At 70.2% G+C, this 15,148-nt stretch carries 16 protein-coding genes; 8 read left to right on the forward strand and 8 right to left on the reverse strand.

Going from position 1 to position 15,148, the window contains the following annotated elements:
• Positions 1-3: 3 nt before the first annotated feature.
• Entirely contained in the window at positions 4-1,239 is a 1,236-nt protein-coding gene (locus tag OG607_RS32695; protein ID WP_405731080.1) for a cytochrome P450, read from the reverse strand.
• 246 nt (positions 1,240-1,485) lie between these two features.
• On the opposite strand from OG607_RS32695, the gene OG607_RS32700 reads away from it, so the two are divergent.
• Positions 1,486-2,655: a steroid 3-ketoacyl-CoA thiolase gene (locus tag OG607_RS32700; protein WP_405731082.1), complete on the forward strand. Its 1,170-nt coding sequence runs from the start codon at positions 1,486-1,488 to the stop codon at positions 2,653-2,655.
• A gap of 13 nt (positions 2,656-2,668) precedes the next feature.
• Here OG607_RS32700 and OG607_RS32705 read toward each other — a convergent pair whose 3' ends face one another.
• Positions 2,669-2,896, reverse strand: coding sequence for a hypothetical protein (locus OG607_RS32705; RefSeq protein WP_405731084.1), 228 nt, complete (start codon positions 2,894-2,896; stop codon positions 2,669-2,671).
• Between the two features lie 43 nt (positions 2,897-2,939).
• A complete protein-coding gene (locus OG607_RS32710; protein WP_405731086.1) occupies positions 2,940-3,956 on the reverse strand; it encodes an MBL fold metallo-hydrolase in 1,017 nt (338 codons plus the stop codon).
• Positions 3,957-4,093: 137 nt separating this feature from the next.
• Here OG607_RS32710 and OG607_RS32715 point away from each other — a divergent pair, with 137 nt between their 5' ends.
• The 4 genes from OG607_RS32715 (at position 4,094) to OG607_RS32730 (ending at position 7,794) form a co-directional block, all read left to right on the forward strand.
• The gene (locus OG607_RS32715; RefSeq protein WP_405731088.1) at positions 4,094-5,581 is read left to right on the forward strand and encodes an aldehyde dehydrogenase; all 1,488 of its coding nucleotides are present in this window, start codon (positions 4,094-4,096) and stop codon (positions 5,579-5,581) included.
• The gene (locus OG607_RS32720) at positions 5,578-5,814 is read left to right on the forward strand and encodes a ferredoxin (RefSeq protein ID WP_405731090.1); all 237 of its coding nucleotides are present in this window, start codon (positions 5,578-5,580) and stop codon (positions 5,812-5,814) included. Before OG607_RS32715 ends, OG607_RS32720 begins: the two co-directional genes overlap by 4 nt.
• A gap of 153 nt (positions 5,815-5,967) precedes the next feature.
• The gene (locus OG607_RS32725; protein ID WP_405731092.1) at positions 5,968-6,591 is read left to right on the forward strand and encodes a hypothetical protein; all 624 of its coding nucleotides are present in this window, start codon (positions 5,968-5,970) and stop codon (positions 6,589-6,591) included.
• Between the two features lie 96 nt (positions 6,592-6,687).
• A complete protein-coding gene (locus tag OG607_RS32730) occupies positions 6,688-7,794 on the forward strand; it encodes a DNA glycosylase AlkZ-like family protein (protein WP_405731094.1) in 1,107 nt (368 codons plus the stop codon).
• Positions 7,795-7,817: 23 nt separating this feature from the next.
• Here the strand turns inward: OG607_RS32730 and OG607_RS32735 are convergent, their stop codons facing one another.
• Positions 7,818-9,236, reverse strand: a complete 1,419-nt coding sequence (locus OG607_RS32735; RefSeq protein WP_405731096.1) for an ATP-binding protein — start codon at positions 9,234-9,236, stop codon at positions 7,818-7,820.
• A 263-nt stretch (positions 9,237-9,499) separates the two neighbouring features.
• Between OG607_RS32735 and OG607_RS32740 the strand changes: the two genes are divergently transcribed.
• Positions 9,500-10,090: a hypothetical protein gene (locus OG607_RS32740; protein ID WP_405731098.1), complete on the forward strand. Its 591-nt coding sequence runs from the start codon at positions 9,500-9,502 to the stop codon at positions 10,088-10,090.
• Between the two features lie 234 nt (positions 10,091-10,324).
• On the opposite strand, the gene OG607_RS32745 is transcribed toward OG607_RS32740, so the two are convergent.
• From OG607_RS32745 to OG607_RS32755, 3 genes are read right to left on the reverse strand one after another with little or no spacing between them, the layout of a single operon-like run.
• The gene (locus OG607_RS32745; protein ID WP_405731100.1) at positions 10,325-10,948 is read right to left on the reverse strand and encodes an HAD family hydrolase; all 624 of its coding nucleotides are present in this window, start codon (positions 10,946-10,948) and stop codon (positions 10,325-10,327) included.
• Positions 10,945-11,571, reverse strand: a complete 627-nt coding sequence (locus OG607_RS32750; protein ID WP_405731102.1) for a histidine phosphatase family protein — start codon at positions 11,569-11,571, stop codon at positions 10,945-10,947. Before OG607_RS32750 ends, OG607_RS32745 begins: the two co-directional genes overlap by 4 nt.
• Positions 11,568-12,065, reverse strand: coding sequence for a GNAT family N-acetyltransferase (locus tag OG607_RS32755; protein ID WP_405731104.1), 498 nt, complete (start codon positions 12,063-12,065; stop codon positions 11,568-11,570). Before OG607_RS32755 ends, OG607_RS32750 begins: the two co-directional genes overlap by 4 nt.
• 104 nt (positions 12,066-12,169) lie before the next feature.
• Between OG607_RS32755 and OG607_RS32760 the strand changes: the two genes are divergently transcribed.
• Together OG607_RS32760 and OG607_RS32765 are read left to right on the forward strand one after the other, a co-directional pair.
• Positions 12,170-12,685, forward strand: coding sequence for a GNAT family N-acetyltransferase (locus OG607_RS32760; RefSeq protein WP_405731106.1), 516 nt, complete (start codon positions 12,170-12,172; stop codon positions 12,683-12,685).
• A gap of 44 nt (positions 12,686-12,729) precedes the next feature.
• The gene (locus OG607_RS32765) at positions 12,730-13,884 is read left to right on the forward strand and encodes a serine hydrolase domain-containing protein (RefSeq protein ID WP_405731108.1); all 1,155 of its coding nucleotides are present in this window, start codon (positions 12,730-12,732) and stop codon (positions 13,882-13,884) included.
• A gap of 8 nt (positions 13,885-13,892) precedes the next feature.
• Here OG607_RS32765 and OG607_RS32770 read toward each other — a convergent pair whose 3' ends face one another.
• Complete coding sequence (locus tag OG607_RS32770) at positions 13,893-15,143, reverse strand: MFS transporter (protein WP_405731110.1); 1,251 nt, start codon at positions 15,141-15,143, stop codon at positions 13,893-13,895.
• Positions 15,144-15,148 lie beyond the last annotated feature (5 nt).

The raw sequence follows: 15,148 nt of genomic DNA on the forward strand, positions 1-15,148 counted from the left end.
GCCCTACGCGTACCTGACCTGCAGCTCCTTCACCCCGTTGATCCACGCCGACCGCAGCCGCCGTGGCTCGCCGACGAGCCGGATGCCCGGCAGGGTGTCGGCGATCGCGTCGAAGATCAGGCCGATCTCCATCCGGGCGAGGCTGGCGCCGAGGCAGAAGTGCGGGCCGCCGCCGCCGAAGCCCAGGTGGGGATTGGGATCGCGGGTGATGTCGAAGACCTCGGGCCGGTCGAAGACCTCGGGGTCGTTGTTGGCGGAGGCGTAGAAGAGCCCCACCCGGTCTCCGGCCTTGATCTGCGCGCCGCACAGCTCGGTGTCGCGGGTGGCGGTGCGCTGGAAGGACGTGATGGGGGTGGCCCAGCGGACGATCTCGTCGGCGGTGGTGGCAGGCCGCTCGGCCCGGAAGCGTTCCCACTGCTCGGGGTGGGTGAGGAAGGCGTGCATCCCGTGGGTGATCGCGTTGCGGGTGGTCTCGTTGCCGGCCACGGCCAGGGTCAGAACGAAGAAGCCGAACTCGTCGTCCGACAGATTGCCCTCGTCCTCGGCTGCGATGAGCTTGGTGACGATGTCCTGGGCGGGGCAGGCCCGGCGCTCGGCGGCCATGTTCATGGCGTACGAGATCAGCTCGATGGCGGCGTTGGTGCCGATCTCCTCGGTGACGGCGAGTTCGGGATCGTCGTAGCCGACCATGGTGTTGGACCAGTCGAAGATCTTGGCCCGGTCCTCCTGCGGGACGCCGAGCAGATCCGCGATGGCCTGGAGCGGCAGCTCGGCGGCGATTTCGGTGACGAAGTTGCCGCCCTCGCGGGTCGCCGCGCCGGCCACGATCCGCGCCGCGCGCTCGCGCAGTGCGTCCTCCAGGGCGCGGATGGCGCGTGGGGTGAAGCCGCGCTGGACGATCTGGCGCAGCCCGGTGTGCTCGGGCGGGTCCTGGTTGAGGATGCTCAGCCGCTGGGCCTCGATCCGGTCGCGCTTCATGTGCTCGTTGAAGCGGATGATCGCGGTGTTGGCACGGGAGGAGAAGACCTCCGGGGCCACGGACACGGCCTTGACGTCGGCGTGCCGGGTCACCGCCCAGTAGCCGTCGTCGCCGAAGCCGGCCACGCCGTGCGGCTGCTGGACCCACCACACCTGGGCGGTCTGCCGCAGCTCGGCGAGCTCGGGAAGCGGGACGCGGTGCTGGTAGATGTCCGGGTCGGTGAGGTCGAAGCCGTCGGGAAGCGCGGGGCAGGTGGACATCGACGCTCCAAGTCTGACGATCCATCAGATTCATTCGCCTCGACGGTAATAACGGCCCCCGCAACCCGCAAGACAACTGACGCCGCCGATTGTGCGGTTGACGCGTGGCTGATTGCGTCGCCGATTGCGTGCACGACCCTTGCGTGTCCGTACCCCCGGTAAGCAGACTGCAGGTGGAACTAGAACGCGTACTAGTTCTGCCGCGGGCGCCGGGACGCCCCTCGGCCGAGGAGAGGACGAGGTCTCATGGCCGCAGAACCCGTCATCGTCGAAGCTGTACGCACCCCCATCGGCAAGCGCGGAGGCGCGCTCGCCAACCTCCATCCCGCCTACCTGCTGGGCGAGACCTACCGCGAACTGCTGGGCCGCACCGGCATCCAGCCCGACGCCGTCGAGCAGATAGTCGGCGGCACCGTCACCCACGCCGGCGAGCAGTCCATGAACCCCGCGCGCAACGCGTGGCTCGCCATGGGCCTTCCCTACGAGACCGCCTCGACGACCGTCGACTGTCAGTGCGGCTCCTCACAGCAGGCCAACCACATGGTCGCCAACATGATCGCCGCCGGCGTCATCGACATCGGCATCGGCTGCGGTGTCGAAGCCATGAGCCGCGTGCCGCTCGGCAGCGGCTCCAAGCACGGCCCCGGCAAGCCCTTCCCCGACGAATGGAACGTCGACCTCCCCAACCAGTTCGAGGCCGCCGAGCGCATCGCCCGCCGCCGCGGCCTCACCCGTGAGAACGTCGACCGCCTCGGGCTCATCTCCCAGGAACGCGCCGCCCGCGCCTGGGCCGAGGAGCGCTACAAGCGCGAGATCTTCGCCGTCCAGGTCCCCACCACCGAGGACGAACAGCTCGCCGGACAGGGCATGTGGCGCCTCGTCGACCGCGACCAGGGCCCCCGCGACACCACCCCCGAGGGCCTCGCCGGCCTCAAGCCCATCATGCCCACCGCCGTCCACACCGCCGGCAACTCCTCCCAGATCTCCGACGGCGCCGCCGCCGTGATGTGGGCCTCCAAGCGCATGGCCCGCGCCCTGCGGCTCAAGCCGCGCGCCCGCATCGTCGCCCAGGCCCTCGTCGGCGCCGACCCGCACTACCACCTCGACGGCCCCATCGACGCCACCAAGGCCGTCCTCGGCAAGGCCGGCATGTCCCTCAACGACATCGACCTCGTCGAGATCAACGAGGCCTTCGCCTCGGTCGTCCTGTCCTGGGCCCAGGTCTTCGACCAGGACCTCGCCAAGGTCAACGTCAATGGCGGCGCGATCGCCCTGGGGCACCCGGTCGGCGCGACGGGAGCCCGGCTGATCACGACGGCCCTGCACGAACTGGAGCGTACGAACAAGGAGTTCGCCCTCATCACGATGTGCGCGGGCGGCGCGCTGGCGACGGGCACGATCCTGCAGCGGCTCTGAGGGTGGGCGTCTCTCAGCCCAGCTGATTGGGCTCCAGCGAGAAGAAGGTCACCTTGCAGCTGCGCCGGATGAGTGAGGGCATCCGCTGCAGGTGATCGGCGTGGATCCGGTTGTAGACGTCGTACCTGGTCATGCCCGGGGTGGGCGTGAATGTGCCGGAGAAGGTCTCGGCATCGTTCTCGCGGTAGCTGAAGGCGATGATGAAGAAGTACTCCACCAGGGGTTGCTCGGGATGCGACATGCTCGTCTCTCTGTTCATCGGATCCGGCCGCCGGAGAAACCGGTCACGCCGCGCGATACGCGACCGGGTCCGACCCCGGCACCGGCTCGGCCAGGCCCGCCTTGACGAGCCGGCGCACGTGGGCCTCGGCCTCGCTGACGGCGATGTTGCGGGACCCGTAAGGGATCTGCTCCCAGGGGCGGTTCCACTCCATCAGCTCCGCGAGCTGCCAGGGGGTGAGCGCCACCTCGGTGATGAGCTCCCGAAGCGCCGCCAGCCGCTCCGCGTGGTGCGCGAGCAGCTCGGCGACCCGCCCACCGGCATCGGCGAAGGCGTACTGGTGGGCGGGCAGCACCTCCACCAGGTGAAGGCGGCCGATCCGTTCCAGGGAGTCCAGGTAGTCGCCGAGCGGATCGGTGACCGTGGCGTCCTCGGGGTCCTCGTAGAGCCCGATGTGCGGGGTGATCTCAGGCAGCAGATGGTCCCCGGAGAACAACCGCCGAGCGTCCTCGTCGTAGAGGCATACGTGCCCCGGGGTGTGCCCCGGAGTCCAGACGGCCCGCAGTCGCCGCCCGGCGAGCGGCAGGCGCTCCCCGGGCACGATCTCCCGGTCGGGGAGCGCGGACCGCATGCCGGGCAGCGTACGCGTCCGGCCGGAGGCCCTGGCTTTGCGCAGGGGGGCGAGGTGGGCCTCGGGGGCGCCGGCGGCGACGAGCTTGGCGAGCAGAGTGCTGAGCCAGACACCGGGATCGGCGGCCTGGATGCGCCGGACGACGTCGATGTCGGCGGCGTGCATGGCGATCCAGGCGCCGGAGTCCTCCCGGACCCGGCCGGAGAGGCCGTGGTGGTCGGGGTGGTGGTGGGTGACGAGGACGCCGTGGATGTCGGCGACGGACGTGCCGAGGGCGGTGAGGCCGCGGGTGAGGGCGTCGTAGGAGGCGGGGTCGTCCCAGCCGGTGTCGATGAGGACGGGGCCGCGGTCGGTGTCCATGACGTAGACGAGCGTATGACCGAGGGGGTTGTCGGGGATCGGGACCTTGATGCTGTGGATGCCGCCGCCGTGGTCGCCGTGGTCCGTCATGGGATCCCCTCTCGTCGCGTCGTACGCATTGCCCACCATAACTAGAACTGGTATCAGTTCTGCAGCAGGGTCAATTTCTGACGGCCTGTCAGAGGCTGCCGGAGACTGTCAGAGGCGTCAGAGAGGATGCCGAGGTCATGACCGAGCTCATCGAACACGGACAGCTTGTCATCGGCGGAGCGCTCGTCGATCCCCTGGAGGACGGCGGCACCATCGAGGTCGTATCCCCCCACACCGAGCAGGTCATCGGCCGTGTCCCGCACGCCTCCCGCGCCGACGTCGACCGGGCCGTGGCCACCGCCCGCCAGGCCTTCGACGAGGGCCGCGGCGAGTGGCCGAGCACACCGCTGGCCGAACGCATCGCCGTCGTCACCCGCATCAAGGACGCCGTCGCCGCCCGCTACGAGGAGATCGCCCGCCTCATCAGCCTCCAGAACGGCTCCCCCTACTCCTGGGCCGTCATGGGCCAGGCCCTGGCCGCCGTCATGGTCTGGGACGCCGCCATCCGCGTCGCCACCGACTTCCCCTACGAGGAGCGCCGCCCCGGCGTCATGTGGCCGCTGGTCATCCGGCGCGAGCCGGTCGGCGTCGTGGCCGCCGTCATCCCCTGGAACGTCCCGCAGTTCACCGCCGCCGCCAAGCTCGCCCCGGCGCTGCTCTCCGGCTGCACGGTGATCCTCAAGCCGTCCCCCGAAGCCCCGCTGGACTCCTACCTCCTCGCCGACATCGCCCGCGAGGCCGGCCTCCCCGACGGCGTCCTGTCCGTCCTCCCCGCCGACCGCGAGGTCAGCGAATACCTGGTCGGCCACCCCGGCATCGACAAGGTCTCCTTCACCGGCTCCGTGGCCGCCGGCAAGCGCGTCATGGAGGTCGCCTCCCGCAACCTCACCCGCGTCACCCTGGAACTCGGCGGCAAGTCCGCCGCCATCATCCTCCCCGACGCGGACCTCGCGGCCGCCGTCCCCGGCATCGTCGGCGCCGCCTGGATGAACAACGGCCAGGCCTGCGTGGCCCAGACCCGCATCCTCGCCCCCCGCTCCCGCTACGACGAGATCGCCGACGCCTTCGCCGCCGCCGCCTCCGCCCTCGTCGTCGGCGACCCCCTCGACCCCGCCACCCAGGTCGGCCCCCTCGTCGCCGCCCGCCAGCGCCGGCGCTCCCTCGACTACATCGCCCTAGGCCAGCAGGAAGGCGCCAAAGTCCTTACAGGAGGCGGCCGCCCGGCCGGCCGGCCCACCGGCTGGTACGTCGAGCCCACCCTCTTCGGCGAGGTCTCCAACACCATGCGTATCGCCCGCGAGGAGATCTTCGGCCCCGTCATCTGCCTCCTCCCCTACGACGACGAGCCCGACGCCGTCCGCATCGCCAACGACTCCGACTACGGCCTCTCCGGCAGCGTCTGGGCGGCCGACGTCGAGCACGGCATCGAGGTGGCCCGCCAGATCCGCACCGGCACCTACTGCGTCAACACCTTCGCCCTCGACATGCTCGGCCCCTTCGGCGGCTACAAGTCCTCCGGCCTGGGCCGCGAATTCGGCCCCGAGGGCTACTCCGAATTCCTCGAACACAAGATGATCCAGCTCCCGCCCGGCTACGTGGGGCCGACCGCCCCCACCGCCTCATGACCGCCGACCGCTGGCACATCGAGGTCGACCGCACGGTCTGCATCGGCTCCGGCATGTGCGTCAACGCCGCCCCCGAAGGCTTCAAGCTCGACGCCGCCCGCCAGTCCAACCCCGTCGAGCCGGACGCCCCCGCCGCCGAGACCCTGCTGGCGGCGGCGGAAGGCTGCCCCGTCGAAGCCATCGCCATCACCCTCCTCGGCACCGGCGAGCCGGTCTTCCCCCCGGAGGAGTAACCCGGCTCGCCCCGTTCGGTCCGATTCCGCCTCAAGGCGTCCTTAAGCCCACCTCAAGCAGGCCATCCGGTTGGGAGATCCTCCGCGAAGCCCCGTACTGGCTCGCAGCAAGGAACTCCCAAGGCTGGTCACACGAGAGGAACCGAGTCGCACATGACGCGGAAGAGGACACTGAGCCCCCGGAAGAAGGCGGCGGCACTCATCGGCGCCGCCGCGCTGGTCGGCGGCATCGCATTCGTCACCACCGGCACCGGCAACGCCGCGTCGGTCGTCTGCGACGGCCTGGACACCGCGCTGCGCAACAACCAGAACTTCATCGCCGATCAGAAGGCCCACCCCGACGCCCAATCCGCCGCCCGCATAGCCAACCGCGAAGCCGTCATCGCCCAGATCGGCCTCCAACAACGAGCCTCCGGCTGCACCGCCGGCTCCGCCGCCCCAGCCGCGACCCCCTCAGCCGTGGCCACCCCCACCAAGGCTGTGCCCGCCCCCACCAAGGCCGCCCCCACCACGGCCGCCCCCGCCGCCGGATCCGTCGTCTGCCCCGGCTCCACCGTCACCCTCTCCGGCGAATCCGGAGCCCCGGCAGCCTCCAGCAACCAGTTCCCGCAGGGCACCCGCCTCAAGGTGACCAACCTCGACAACAACAAATCCATCACCGTCACCGTCACCTCGGTCTCCGGCAGCTGCGCCCTCCTCAACAACGCCGCCTTCGAACAGGTCCGCGAACCCGGCAAGTTCCTGATCCGCCGAGCTCTCATCCAGCGGGTCGGCTAGACCCTGAGGCCCCGGCTTCCCGTGCGGCCACGGACAGTTCCGCCAACAGCGCTGGAACTGTCCGTGGCCGAGCCTTGTGTTCGGTAGTTTCGGCGCATGGTGGAACATCGACTCGACCTGGCGGAGGCGCGGCGCATCGCCGTTCGCGCCCAACTGCTGGATGCCCCGCGACCGACCGATCTGCTGGCGGTGATAGGCCAGTTGACGCTGCTGCAGATCGACCCGACGGCCGCCGTGGCACCGAGCGCGGACCTCATCGCCTGGAGCCGGCTCGGGTCCTCGTACCGGCCGGAGCAGCTCCGGCAGGCCCTGGAGCAGAGCCGCATGCTCATCGAGCACAACGCGATGGTGCGTCCGGCGGACGATCTGGTGTTCCTCCTCCCGGGCATGAGGATCTGGCCCAGCCGGAAGAGGGAGCAGGAGTGGCTGCGGCAGAACGACTCGTTCCGCCGGGACGTCCTCGAACGGCTCGGCGGCTCCGGTCCGTTGCTGTCGCGGGACATCCCGGACACCAGCGTGGTGGCGTGGCCGTCCACAGGGTGGACCAACAACCGCAACGTCACGCAGATGCTGGAGTTCCTCATGATGCGCGGCGAGGTCGCCATCGCCGGCCGCCGTGGGCGGCAGCGGCTGTGGGATCTGGCCGGCAGGGTGTATCCGGCCGGTACGCCCGAGGTGACGCCGGAGGAGGCACGCCGGCTGCGGCACGAGAGGCGGCTGCGCTCGCTGGGCATCGTCCGCGAGAACGCGGTCGGCTCCCCGAGCGAACCGGGAGAGGTCGGCGAGGCGGGGGAAGTGGCCACCGTGGAGGGCATCCCCGGTACCTGGCGGGTGGACCCTGCCGCGATCGGGCAGCCGTTCTCAGGGCGCACCGCTCTGCTGTCGCCGTTCGACCGGCTGGTGCACGATCGGAGCCGGCTCATGGAGCTGTTCGGGTACGAATACGTACTGGAGATGTACAAGCCCAAGGCCAAGCGGCGCTGGGGCTATTTCGCCCTGCCGGTCCTGCACAACGACAGCCTCGTCGGAAAGGTGGACGCCGTGGCGGACCGCAAGACCGGCACCCTGGTTGTGCACGCCGTCCACGAGGACGTCCCGTTCAAGCCGGAGACGACCGAGGCGGTGCACCACGAACTGCGGGACCTGGCCTCCTGGTTGCAGCTGACCGCAACCGGCCCCGGCGCCCCGGCCCCGGCGCCCTGAGGCCGCACTCCGACTCACGGGTGTCATCTATGCCAGGCCTGGAGCAGGTCGTCCGGGTCGTAGACAGCGTCCAAGCCGTCGCAGGAGACACCGCTGCGGGACACCGCGACCAGAGGCACCGGCTCTGCGGTGAGGGCTGTCCGCTGCCGGTGCAGGGCGGCCAGATCATGACGGTCGAACGGATCCCTCTCCAGCCACTTGATCGACCCGACGAACAACAACTCCTTGGCGACCGGTGCCCGGTCCGCACCGACGATGTCAATCTCGACGTCATTCGTCCGTGTCCAGTAGCCGCCGACAGCTCGGGCGCCCGGCAGTTGATCGTCCGGGAGCAGCCGCGCGAGAGCCTCACGCACAAGCGGCTCCACCGCCCGCCCTCGCCAACTGGTCCAGCCTTCCCGGATGCGGTCCAGGGTGAGATCCGAGCGGCCTCGTTCGATCTCGTTCATGTACGGCTGGAGAAAGCGCAGCCAGAAGCGGAGATAGGGGTCCATGACGCGGTAACGACGATCCTTGGACGGGTTTGTGGAGATCGGCAGCTCTCCCGCCACCACACGCTTGTCGCCGAGTACCTCAAGCGAGCGCTGTAGCGGTGTGGCCGCCAGGCCGCCGGCTGCTCGCGCGATGTTGGAGAAGGTGCGCTCGCCGCTGCCGATTGCGCTCAATACCGCACGTGCCTGGACATGCTGCGGGAACTCCGCGGCCAGTGACCTTTCGGCGGAGACCAGCAGCGCCGACACAGGATTGCTGAGTGACGCCGAGAGGAAGTCCCAGAGCCCGGCGCCAGGCGCCCAGTCCGCGCAGATCAGCGGAAGCCCGCCAGTGACCAAGGCGGCGTCGATCGCCTGCGCCGCATCCAGATCGAGCATCTCGGAGACCTCGGCCGGGCTGAGCGGCCCCACCACCATCTCCCGCCCTCGCTGGTGGAACGGGCGCTCGTAGTCGTTCAGCGCCTCCATCATGGACAGGTCCGATCCGATGAGGACCAGGAGTACCGGCTTCTTTTCGAGCTCACGGTCCCAGGCCCGCTGGAGCATTCCCTCGAACGCCTGCTCCGGGTCCATCAGATACGGTGCTTCGTCCAGCACGACCACGCTCGGACGATCATCGGGCAATGCCGCTGCGAGAACTTCGAATGCCGCGTCCCAGCTCTCCGGACGTGCTGCACTCAGCAGATTTCCCGCCGGGAGTGTGGACGACCGCGCGTCCTGGGCCAACCGTCGCAGGTCTGCGGCCATGGAGGCTCCCGTGGCGGCAAAGAACAGGAACGGTGCGCCGGACCGCTCCACGAATGTCTCCACCAGTCGGGACTTGCCCACCCGGCGTCGACCGCGCAACAGGAGGCAGCGACCGGGACGCTCTGCGCCGATTCCCGATGCCACGCGCCCCAGCTCCAGCGAGAGGAGTTCCAGCTCACGCTGCCTGCCGACAAAATCAGCCATGGGTGCATGCTAACACTCATGTTACTAACATTGAAGTTAGTAACATGAGTGTTAGCTCAAATGGGTGACGATTTGCCTGCTGAAAGTGACGAAGCTAAGCGGCGGCTTCCGCCTCCCGGCAGCCGCGGCAGTACCCCGGCCCCGGTGCCCTGAAGCCGCGATCGCATCCCTGGCAGCACTGCATCGGATCCGGCCGTGCGGGCCCCGGGGGCGGTCCTGCGGGACCGCGCAGTGCGGTCGGCAGTGCGGGCGGCATCAGCTCCTTGAGCCGCCATTCCACCAGCCGCTCCGGGCTGGAGATCTCTCCGTTCGACAGCGAGCCGCAGAGCGTCGCCGAGATCCGGTCCGGGGTGACCCCGCGCTGCAGCCACGTACTCACGCCGGGCGCGAGCCGCCGTACGGAGCGCTCCGACAGCACCATCCGCTCGTCCCGCAGCCGCAGCCTGCCCAGTACGGCGGAAGCGACCGGCTCGACGGGCGCGGTCGGTTCGGGGCGTCGTCTTTCGTACGGCTGCCGGGGCCGCGCCCGGCCGCTCGAAGTAGGTCGTACGGGTCACCATCCGGCCGTCGGGCAGCCGCAGGCGCTCGCGCTCGAGGTAGCCCTCGGCTTCCAGCTCCCGCAGGGCGCGAGCGATGGCGACCTCGCCCTCGTGGAAGCGTGCCGTCAACTCACGGATGCCGACGGGCACCCCATCGGGGAGCGACTGGATGTGGACCGCGATGCCGATCGCGACCAGCGACAGCCTGCGGTTCTGGGCGAGGTGGTTGCCGACGACGGTGAAGCGTTCGGCATGACGATGGCGGACGTGCTGGACGCCCGAGCGCGCGGAAACGCGCGCGCTAGACTGCGCTGAAGTCATTGGGAAGTTGCTGCTTCCTGATGATCAGGCCCTCGATCGGGATGTCCGTCCCGGCCGGGGGCCGTCGTCTGTGTGGTGTTGTTGGCGCGACCGTACACCGTTTGTCCGAAGACCTGCCACCCCGTCACCTAAATGAGCGACGTGGGGAGTTGGAGGGGATTGGACGGGTGATTTCCCCAGTACTAGAAGAGGACATCGGGCCTCACCGCGTCGCCGCTCACCGCGTCGTCAATTCCCGCGATCCGGTGCCACCAGCACCTTTGCCAGATCCCGTACCTGCCGATAGTGCAGCCCGGTCATTCCGACCGCCCTCGCCCCGATGGCGTTCTCCTCAAGGTCGTCGACGAACAGGCACCGCGACACGTCAACTCCCGCAACCTCGGCGGCATGCCGGTATATCGCCGCCTCCGGCTTCGCCACCCCGACCCGCGCCGAATTGACCACGGCATCCACCGCCCCGGCCACCCCCAGTGCCGCCAGATCGGCCTCCAGCCGCGTGGTCCCGTTCGACACCAGCACCACGGGCATCCGCTCCCGCGCGGCCGTCAGCAGGCCCAGCACCTCGTCATCGATCCGGCCGCCCCGGGCCGTCCAGTCGGCCACCAGCGCCCCGGCCCTGCCCAACGACCCGCATGCCTCGGCCAGATCCTCCGCGATCGCCGCCCGCCACTCCTCATCCGTCACCGCCCCCGTCACCGCCGGCAGTACCCGCTCCGCCCGCCAGGCCGCCCCGGCCAAAGTCCCGGGCGGCAGGCCGTACGCCCGGTCCAGCCCGGGCATCACGGCCGGGTCCCACAGGCGCAGAACGCCGTCGATGTCGCACAGCAACGCGTCGAAGGGCGATGGGTTCAAGGCGTCTCTCCTGTCGTCGTCCTGTCCTCGGCCGGAAGGCATTCGTATCGCGCTTCACCGACCCGGACCCTGCACACAACATCGTGCGGGTGCTTCCACGCGAGCGCGGTCCCAACATCCAGGCCCACCAGGTTCCGCAGCAGCATCCGGCCGACCATTTCATGTGACACCACCAGCGGCCGTCGAGCCCCGGTCGCCTCGATCCGCCTCAACGCCTCCCCGGCCCGCCGGTCGGCATCGGCGTAACTCTCCCCCTCCGGAAAGCGGTAGCCGTATTTGTCCCGGGCCCGGCCGGCCGCCACATGCGGGAAGTCCCGCTCGATCTCGGCGTCCGTCAGGCCCGCGATCCGGCCGTGATGGACCTCCCGCAGCTCCTCGACGACCTCGACCGGCAACCCGATCCGCGCCGCGATGATGCCGGCCGTGGCCCGCGCCCTGCCGAGCGGGCTGCTGAACACCCTGTCCACGGGGAGCGAGGCGATCAGGTCGGCGTTGCGCTCCGCCTGCAGCAGACCGGCGGGGGTGAGCGGGGAGTCCAGGTGCCCTTGGCGTCTGCCCTGCTGGTTCCACTCGGTCTGACCATGCCGCGCGAGACAGACGTACTCAAAGCTGGTCGCTCTCACGGTCTCTGTCCCAGCTCCTTGCGCATCCACGTGCACATTGTCTCGTGGCGGCGAATCGAGCCGTCCGAGTCCAGCTCGTCCCATGCCTCGGCGCCGCGTCCGTACGCGACGTACCCGAGTCGCTCATACAGCGCCCGCGCCCGGGGATTGCTCTCCTCCACACCGAGTTCCGCCTGCCGGAGACCACGGGACCTGATACGCAGCTCCGCAGCCCCGATGAGGACCGTCCCGATCCCGCACGACTGCAACGCCGGATGCACCGACAACTGCCACAGCAGGCCGGCTCCCTCCCGGACCTGGTAGTCCACGCCGCCGATCGCCACAGGTATCCCCGACGGAGGACAGATCGCCAGGTAGTCGACCTCGCCGAACCCGGCGCGCCTCAACTGCTCGGCGACAGACTCCAGATGAAGCGCCGACCCCGACCAGCCGCACGACGCCAGGTCGCCAGGCGTCAGGTCACGGGCCGAGAGTTCCAGGACGATGCCGGTCATCCTCATCACCTCCGGACAGCCACGATCCATGCGGGGTCCTGTCAGTGCAATCCGGTTTGATACTGAGGTGGCCCTGTGGCCATCACCACACCCGGGAGGCACTGATGGATGTGACGCTACGAGAAGTGAGAGACGGCGACCTGCCCGTCTTCTACGCCCAGTCGAACGACCCCGAGGGGATCTGGATGGCGGCGTTCACCGCCAAGGACCCGGCGGACCGCGGCTGGTTCGAGGCCCACTGGGCGCGGAACCGCGCAGACATGGCGGTCGTCATGCGGACCGTCGTCGGCGGGAGCGGGGAGATCGTCGGGCATGTGGCGGTGTTCGGTCCGCCGGAGGAGCGGGAGGTCACGTACTGGATCGGGCGGGAGTACTGGGGGCGGGGGGCGGCTACGGCCGCGCTGCGGGGGCTGCTGGGTGTTGTGGGGGAGCGTCCGCTGTATGCGCGGGCGGCGGCGGACAACGGGGGGTCGATCCGGGTTCTGGAGAAGTGCGGGTTCGTGGTGACGGGCCATGAGCGGGGGTTCGCGAACGCGCGGGGCGAGGAGATCGACGAGGTGGTTCTCAAGTTGGTCGGTGGGACCGATGATTCCGGGCGGGGCCGGGAGTCTTACCTCTGACCGGATACGTAGAGCCGCAGAGTCAGCGAAGGTGGGCACGGGCGATGACCGAACTGAAGGACGTCCTGGAGACGCACGTCGGCAAGGGATCGGCGCCGGGGGCGGTGGGCCTGGTGGCGCGGGGGGATCGGGTCGAGGTGGAGGTCGTCGGGTCGGCGGATGCGGAGGGGGCGTCGCCGATGGCAAGGGACTCGATCTTCCGGATCGCTTCGATGACGAAGCCGGTCGTCGCGGCGGCGGTGATGATGCTGGTCGAGGAGGGCCGGATCGGGCTGGAGGACCCGGTGGGGGAGTGGCTGCCGGAGCTGGGGTCGCCGGGGGTCGTGCGTACGCCGGACGGTCCGGTCGGGGATGTCGTGCCGGCTGCCAGGGCGATCACGGTGGAGGATCTGCTCACTTTCCGCGCCGGGTACGGATTTCCGGCCGACTTCTCGCTGCCGGCGGTGGCGCTGCTGTTCAGCGAGCTGCAGAAGTTCGTCCTGGACCCGCAGCTCGTCCCGGAGCCGGACGAATGGATGGCGACGCTGTCCCGCATTCCGCTTCTGCACCAGCCGGGAGAGGCGTGGCTGTACAACACCTGTTCCGACATCCAGGGCGTGCTGATCGCCAGGGTCTCAGGCCGGACGCTGCCCGAGTTTCTGGCTGAGCGGCTGTTCGAGCCGCTGGGCATGGCCGACACCGGATTCGAGGTGCCGGCCGGCAAGCGGCACCGGTTCACCAGCTGCTACCGCCCCACAGCGGACGGCGGTACCGAGCTGGTCGACGCCCCCGACGGGCAGTGGAGCAGCGGCCTCCCGGCGTTCGCGTCCGGCGCCGGTGGGCTGGTGTCGACCGCCGACGACTGGCACGCCTTCGGGCGGATGCTGCTCGCCGGGGGGACCGTGAACGGCCGGGCGCTGCTGTCGCCCGCGTCGGTGCGGCAGATGACGACCGACCACCTGACGCAGGCCCAGCGGGAGGCCGGCCGCCTGTTCCTGGAGGGCCAGGGCTGGGGTTTCGGCGGCTCGGTGGACGTAGCGGCCGTGGACCCCTGGAATGTGCCGGGACGCTACGGCTGGGTCGGGGGCACCGGCACGGCGGGGCACATCGTGCCCTCCACCGGCACCGTATCCGTGCTGCTCACGCAGCTGCAGATGACCGGACCGACCCCGCCCGCCGTGATGCGGGACTTCTGGCGGTACGCGGCCACGGAATCGTAGGCCGTGCCTCACCGGAAGGCGACGGCCTGCTGCGGCAGTTCGCGGTGCGTACGGACCGGGGAGAGGAAGACGGGCAGGAAGGCGACGGCCAGGATTCCGCCGCCGGTCCAGAGCGCGGTGTGGACGGTGGCCAGCTGGCCGATGAGGCCGGAGAGGGCGGCGCCGATCGCGAGGGCTCCGGTGAGGAGGAAGCGGAAGGTGGCGTTCATGCGGCCGAGAAGGGCGTCGGGGGTCATCCGCTGGCGCAGGCTTACGCCGAGGACGTTGTCCATTCCCGTCTTGAACAGGCAGAGCAGCCAGCCGGTCCCGGCGAGGAGCAGCCACGGCCCACGGTCGACCAGCGGAACGAGCAGCGCCGACGGCGCCATGCACAGGCCGGCGAGGCCGAGGGTGCGGCCGTGGCCGAGGCGGTCGGCGACGGGGCGGGCGCAGCGGGCGCCGAGGAAGAGACCGGCGCCGCCGGCTGCCCAGAAGAGGCCCAGGACGCCTGCGGAGAGACCGAGTTCGCGGACGAAGAGCACCGGGAGCATGGTGTTGATGATCTGGGAGCCGAGGTTGTTGAGGGAGGCGGTGAGCACGAGGGCCCGTAGTTCCCTGGTGCCGAAGACGTGGCGCAGGCCCTCCGCGATCTGGGCTCGCAGCGGGGTGCGCTGCCCGGGGAGGGGCGGGGGTGGGGGCGGCGTGGCGCGCAGGGCGGTGAGGCGGAGGGCCGAGGCCAGGTGGCTGACCGCGGTGCAGGCCACGGCGACCGGGGCCGTGAGCAGTTGGACGAGCCCGCCGCCCGCGCCCCGGCCTGCCACGTTGCCGGCGGCCATGAGGCTGACCACGGCGGCGTTCGCCTGGACGAGGCCGTCGCGGCCGACCAGTTGCGGCAGCACGCTCTGCGCGCCCACGTCGGCGAAGACCGTGGCGCAGCCGCTGAGCAGCACGACCGCGTACAGCTGGCCCAGGGTCAGGGCGTCCAGCCACCAGGCCAGCGGGACGGAACCGAACAGCGCGGCCCGGGCCAGGTCGGCGGCGATCAGGACCCGGCGCTGGCGCATCCGGTCCAGCCACGCCCCGGCCGGCAGCCCGATGAGCAGGAATGCGGCGGTGCTCAGTGTGGCGAGCGCCCCGACCTGGCCGGGACCGGCGTCCAGAGCGGATACGGCGATGAGGGGGACGGCCACGTAGCCGATGTTGGTGCCGAGCTGGCTGAGGGCGGTGGCGGTGAACAGGGTGCGGAAGTCGGGCGCCCGCCAGGGGGAGTTGGTCTGCATCGTCC

Source organism: Streptomyces sp. NBC_01537 (genome assembly GCF_045040445.1).
Classification (GTDB): Bacteria; Actinomycetota; Actinomycetes; order Streptomycetales; family Streptomycetaceae; genus Actinacidiphila.

What these genes read in the sequence shown, in the direction of transcription:
- OG607_RS32695 (WP_405731080.1), bottom strand. Translation starts at nt 1,239, where the DNA reads ATGTCCACCTGCCCCGCGCTTCCCGACGGCTTCGACCTCACCGACCCG.
- OG607_RS32700 (WP_405731082.1), top strand. Translation starts at nt 1,486, where the DNA reads ATGGCCGCAGAACCCGTCATCGTCGAAGCTGTACGCACCCCCATCGGC.
- OG607_RS32705 (WP_405731084.1), bottom strand. Translation starts at nt 2,896, where the DNA reads ATGTCGCATCCCGAGCAACCCCTGGTGGAGTACTTCTTCATCATCGCC.
- OG607_RS32710 (WP_405731086.1), bottom strand. Translation starts at nt 3,956, where the DNA reads ATGACGGACCACGGCGACCACGGCGGCGGCATCCACAGCATCAAGGTC.
- OG607_RS32715 (WP_405731088.1), top strand. Translation starts at nt 4,094, where the DNA reads ATGACCGAGCTCATCGAACACGGACAGCTTGTCATCGGCGGAGCGCTC.
- OG607_RS32720 (WP_405731090.1), top strand. Translation starts at nt 5,578, where the DNA reads ATGACCGCCGACCGCTGGCACATCGAGGTCGACCGCACGGTCTGCATC.
- OG607_RS32725 (WP_405731092.1), top strand. Translation starts at nt 5,968, where the DNA reads ATGACGCGGAAGAGGACACTGAGCCCCCGGAAGAAGGCGGCGGCACTC.
- OG607_RS32730 (WP_405731094.1), top strand. Translation starts at nt 6,688, where the DNA reads ATGGTGGAACATCGACTCGACCTGGCGGAGGCGCGGCGCATCGCCGTT.
- OG607_RS32735 (WP_405731096.1), bottom strand. Translation starts at nt 9,236, where the DNA reads ATGGCTGATTTTGTCGGCAGGCAGCGTGAGCTGGAACTCCTCTCGCTG.
- OG607_RS32755 (WP_405731104.1), bottom strand. Translation starts at nt 12,065, where the DNA reads ATGACCGGCATCGTCCTGGAACTCTCGGCCCGTGACCTGACGCCTGGC.
- OG607_RS32760 (WP_405731106.1), top strand. Translation starts at nt 12,170, where the DNA reads ATGGATGTGACGCTACGAGAAGTGAGAGACGGCGACCTGCCCGTCTTC.
- OG607_RS32765 (WP_405731108.1), top strand. Translation starts at nt 12,730, where the DNA reads ATGACCGAACTGAAGGACGTCCTGGAGACGCACGTCGGCAAGGGATCG.
- OG607_RS32770 (WP_405731110.1), bottom strand. Translation starts at nt 15,143, where the DNA reads ATGCAGACCAACTCCCCCTGGCGGGCGCCCGACTTCCGCACCCTGTTC.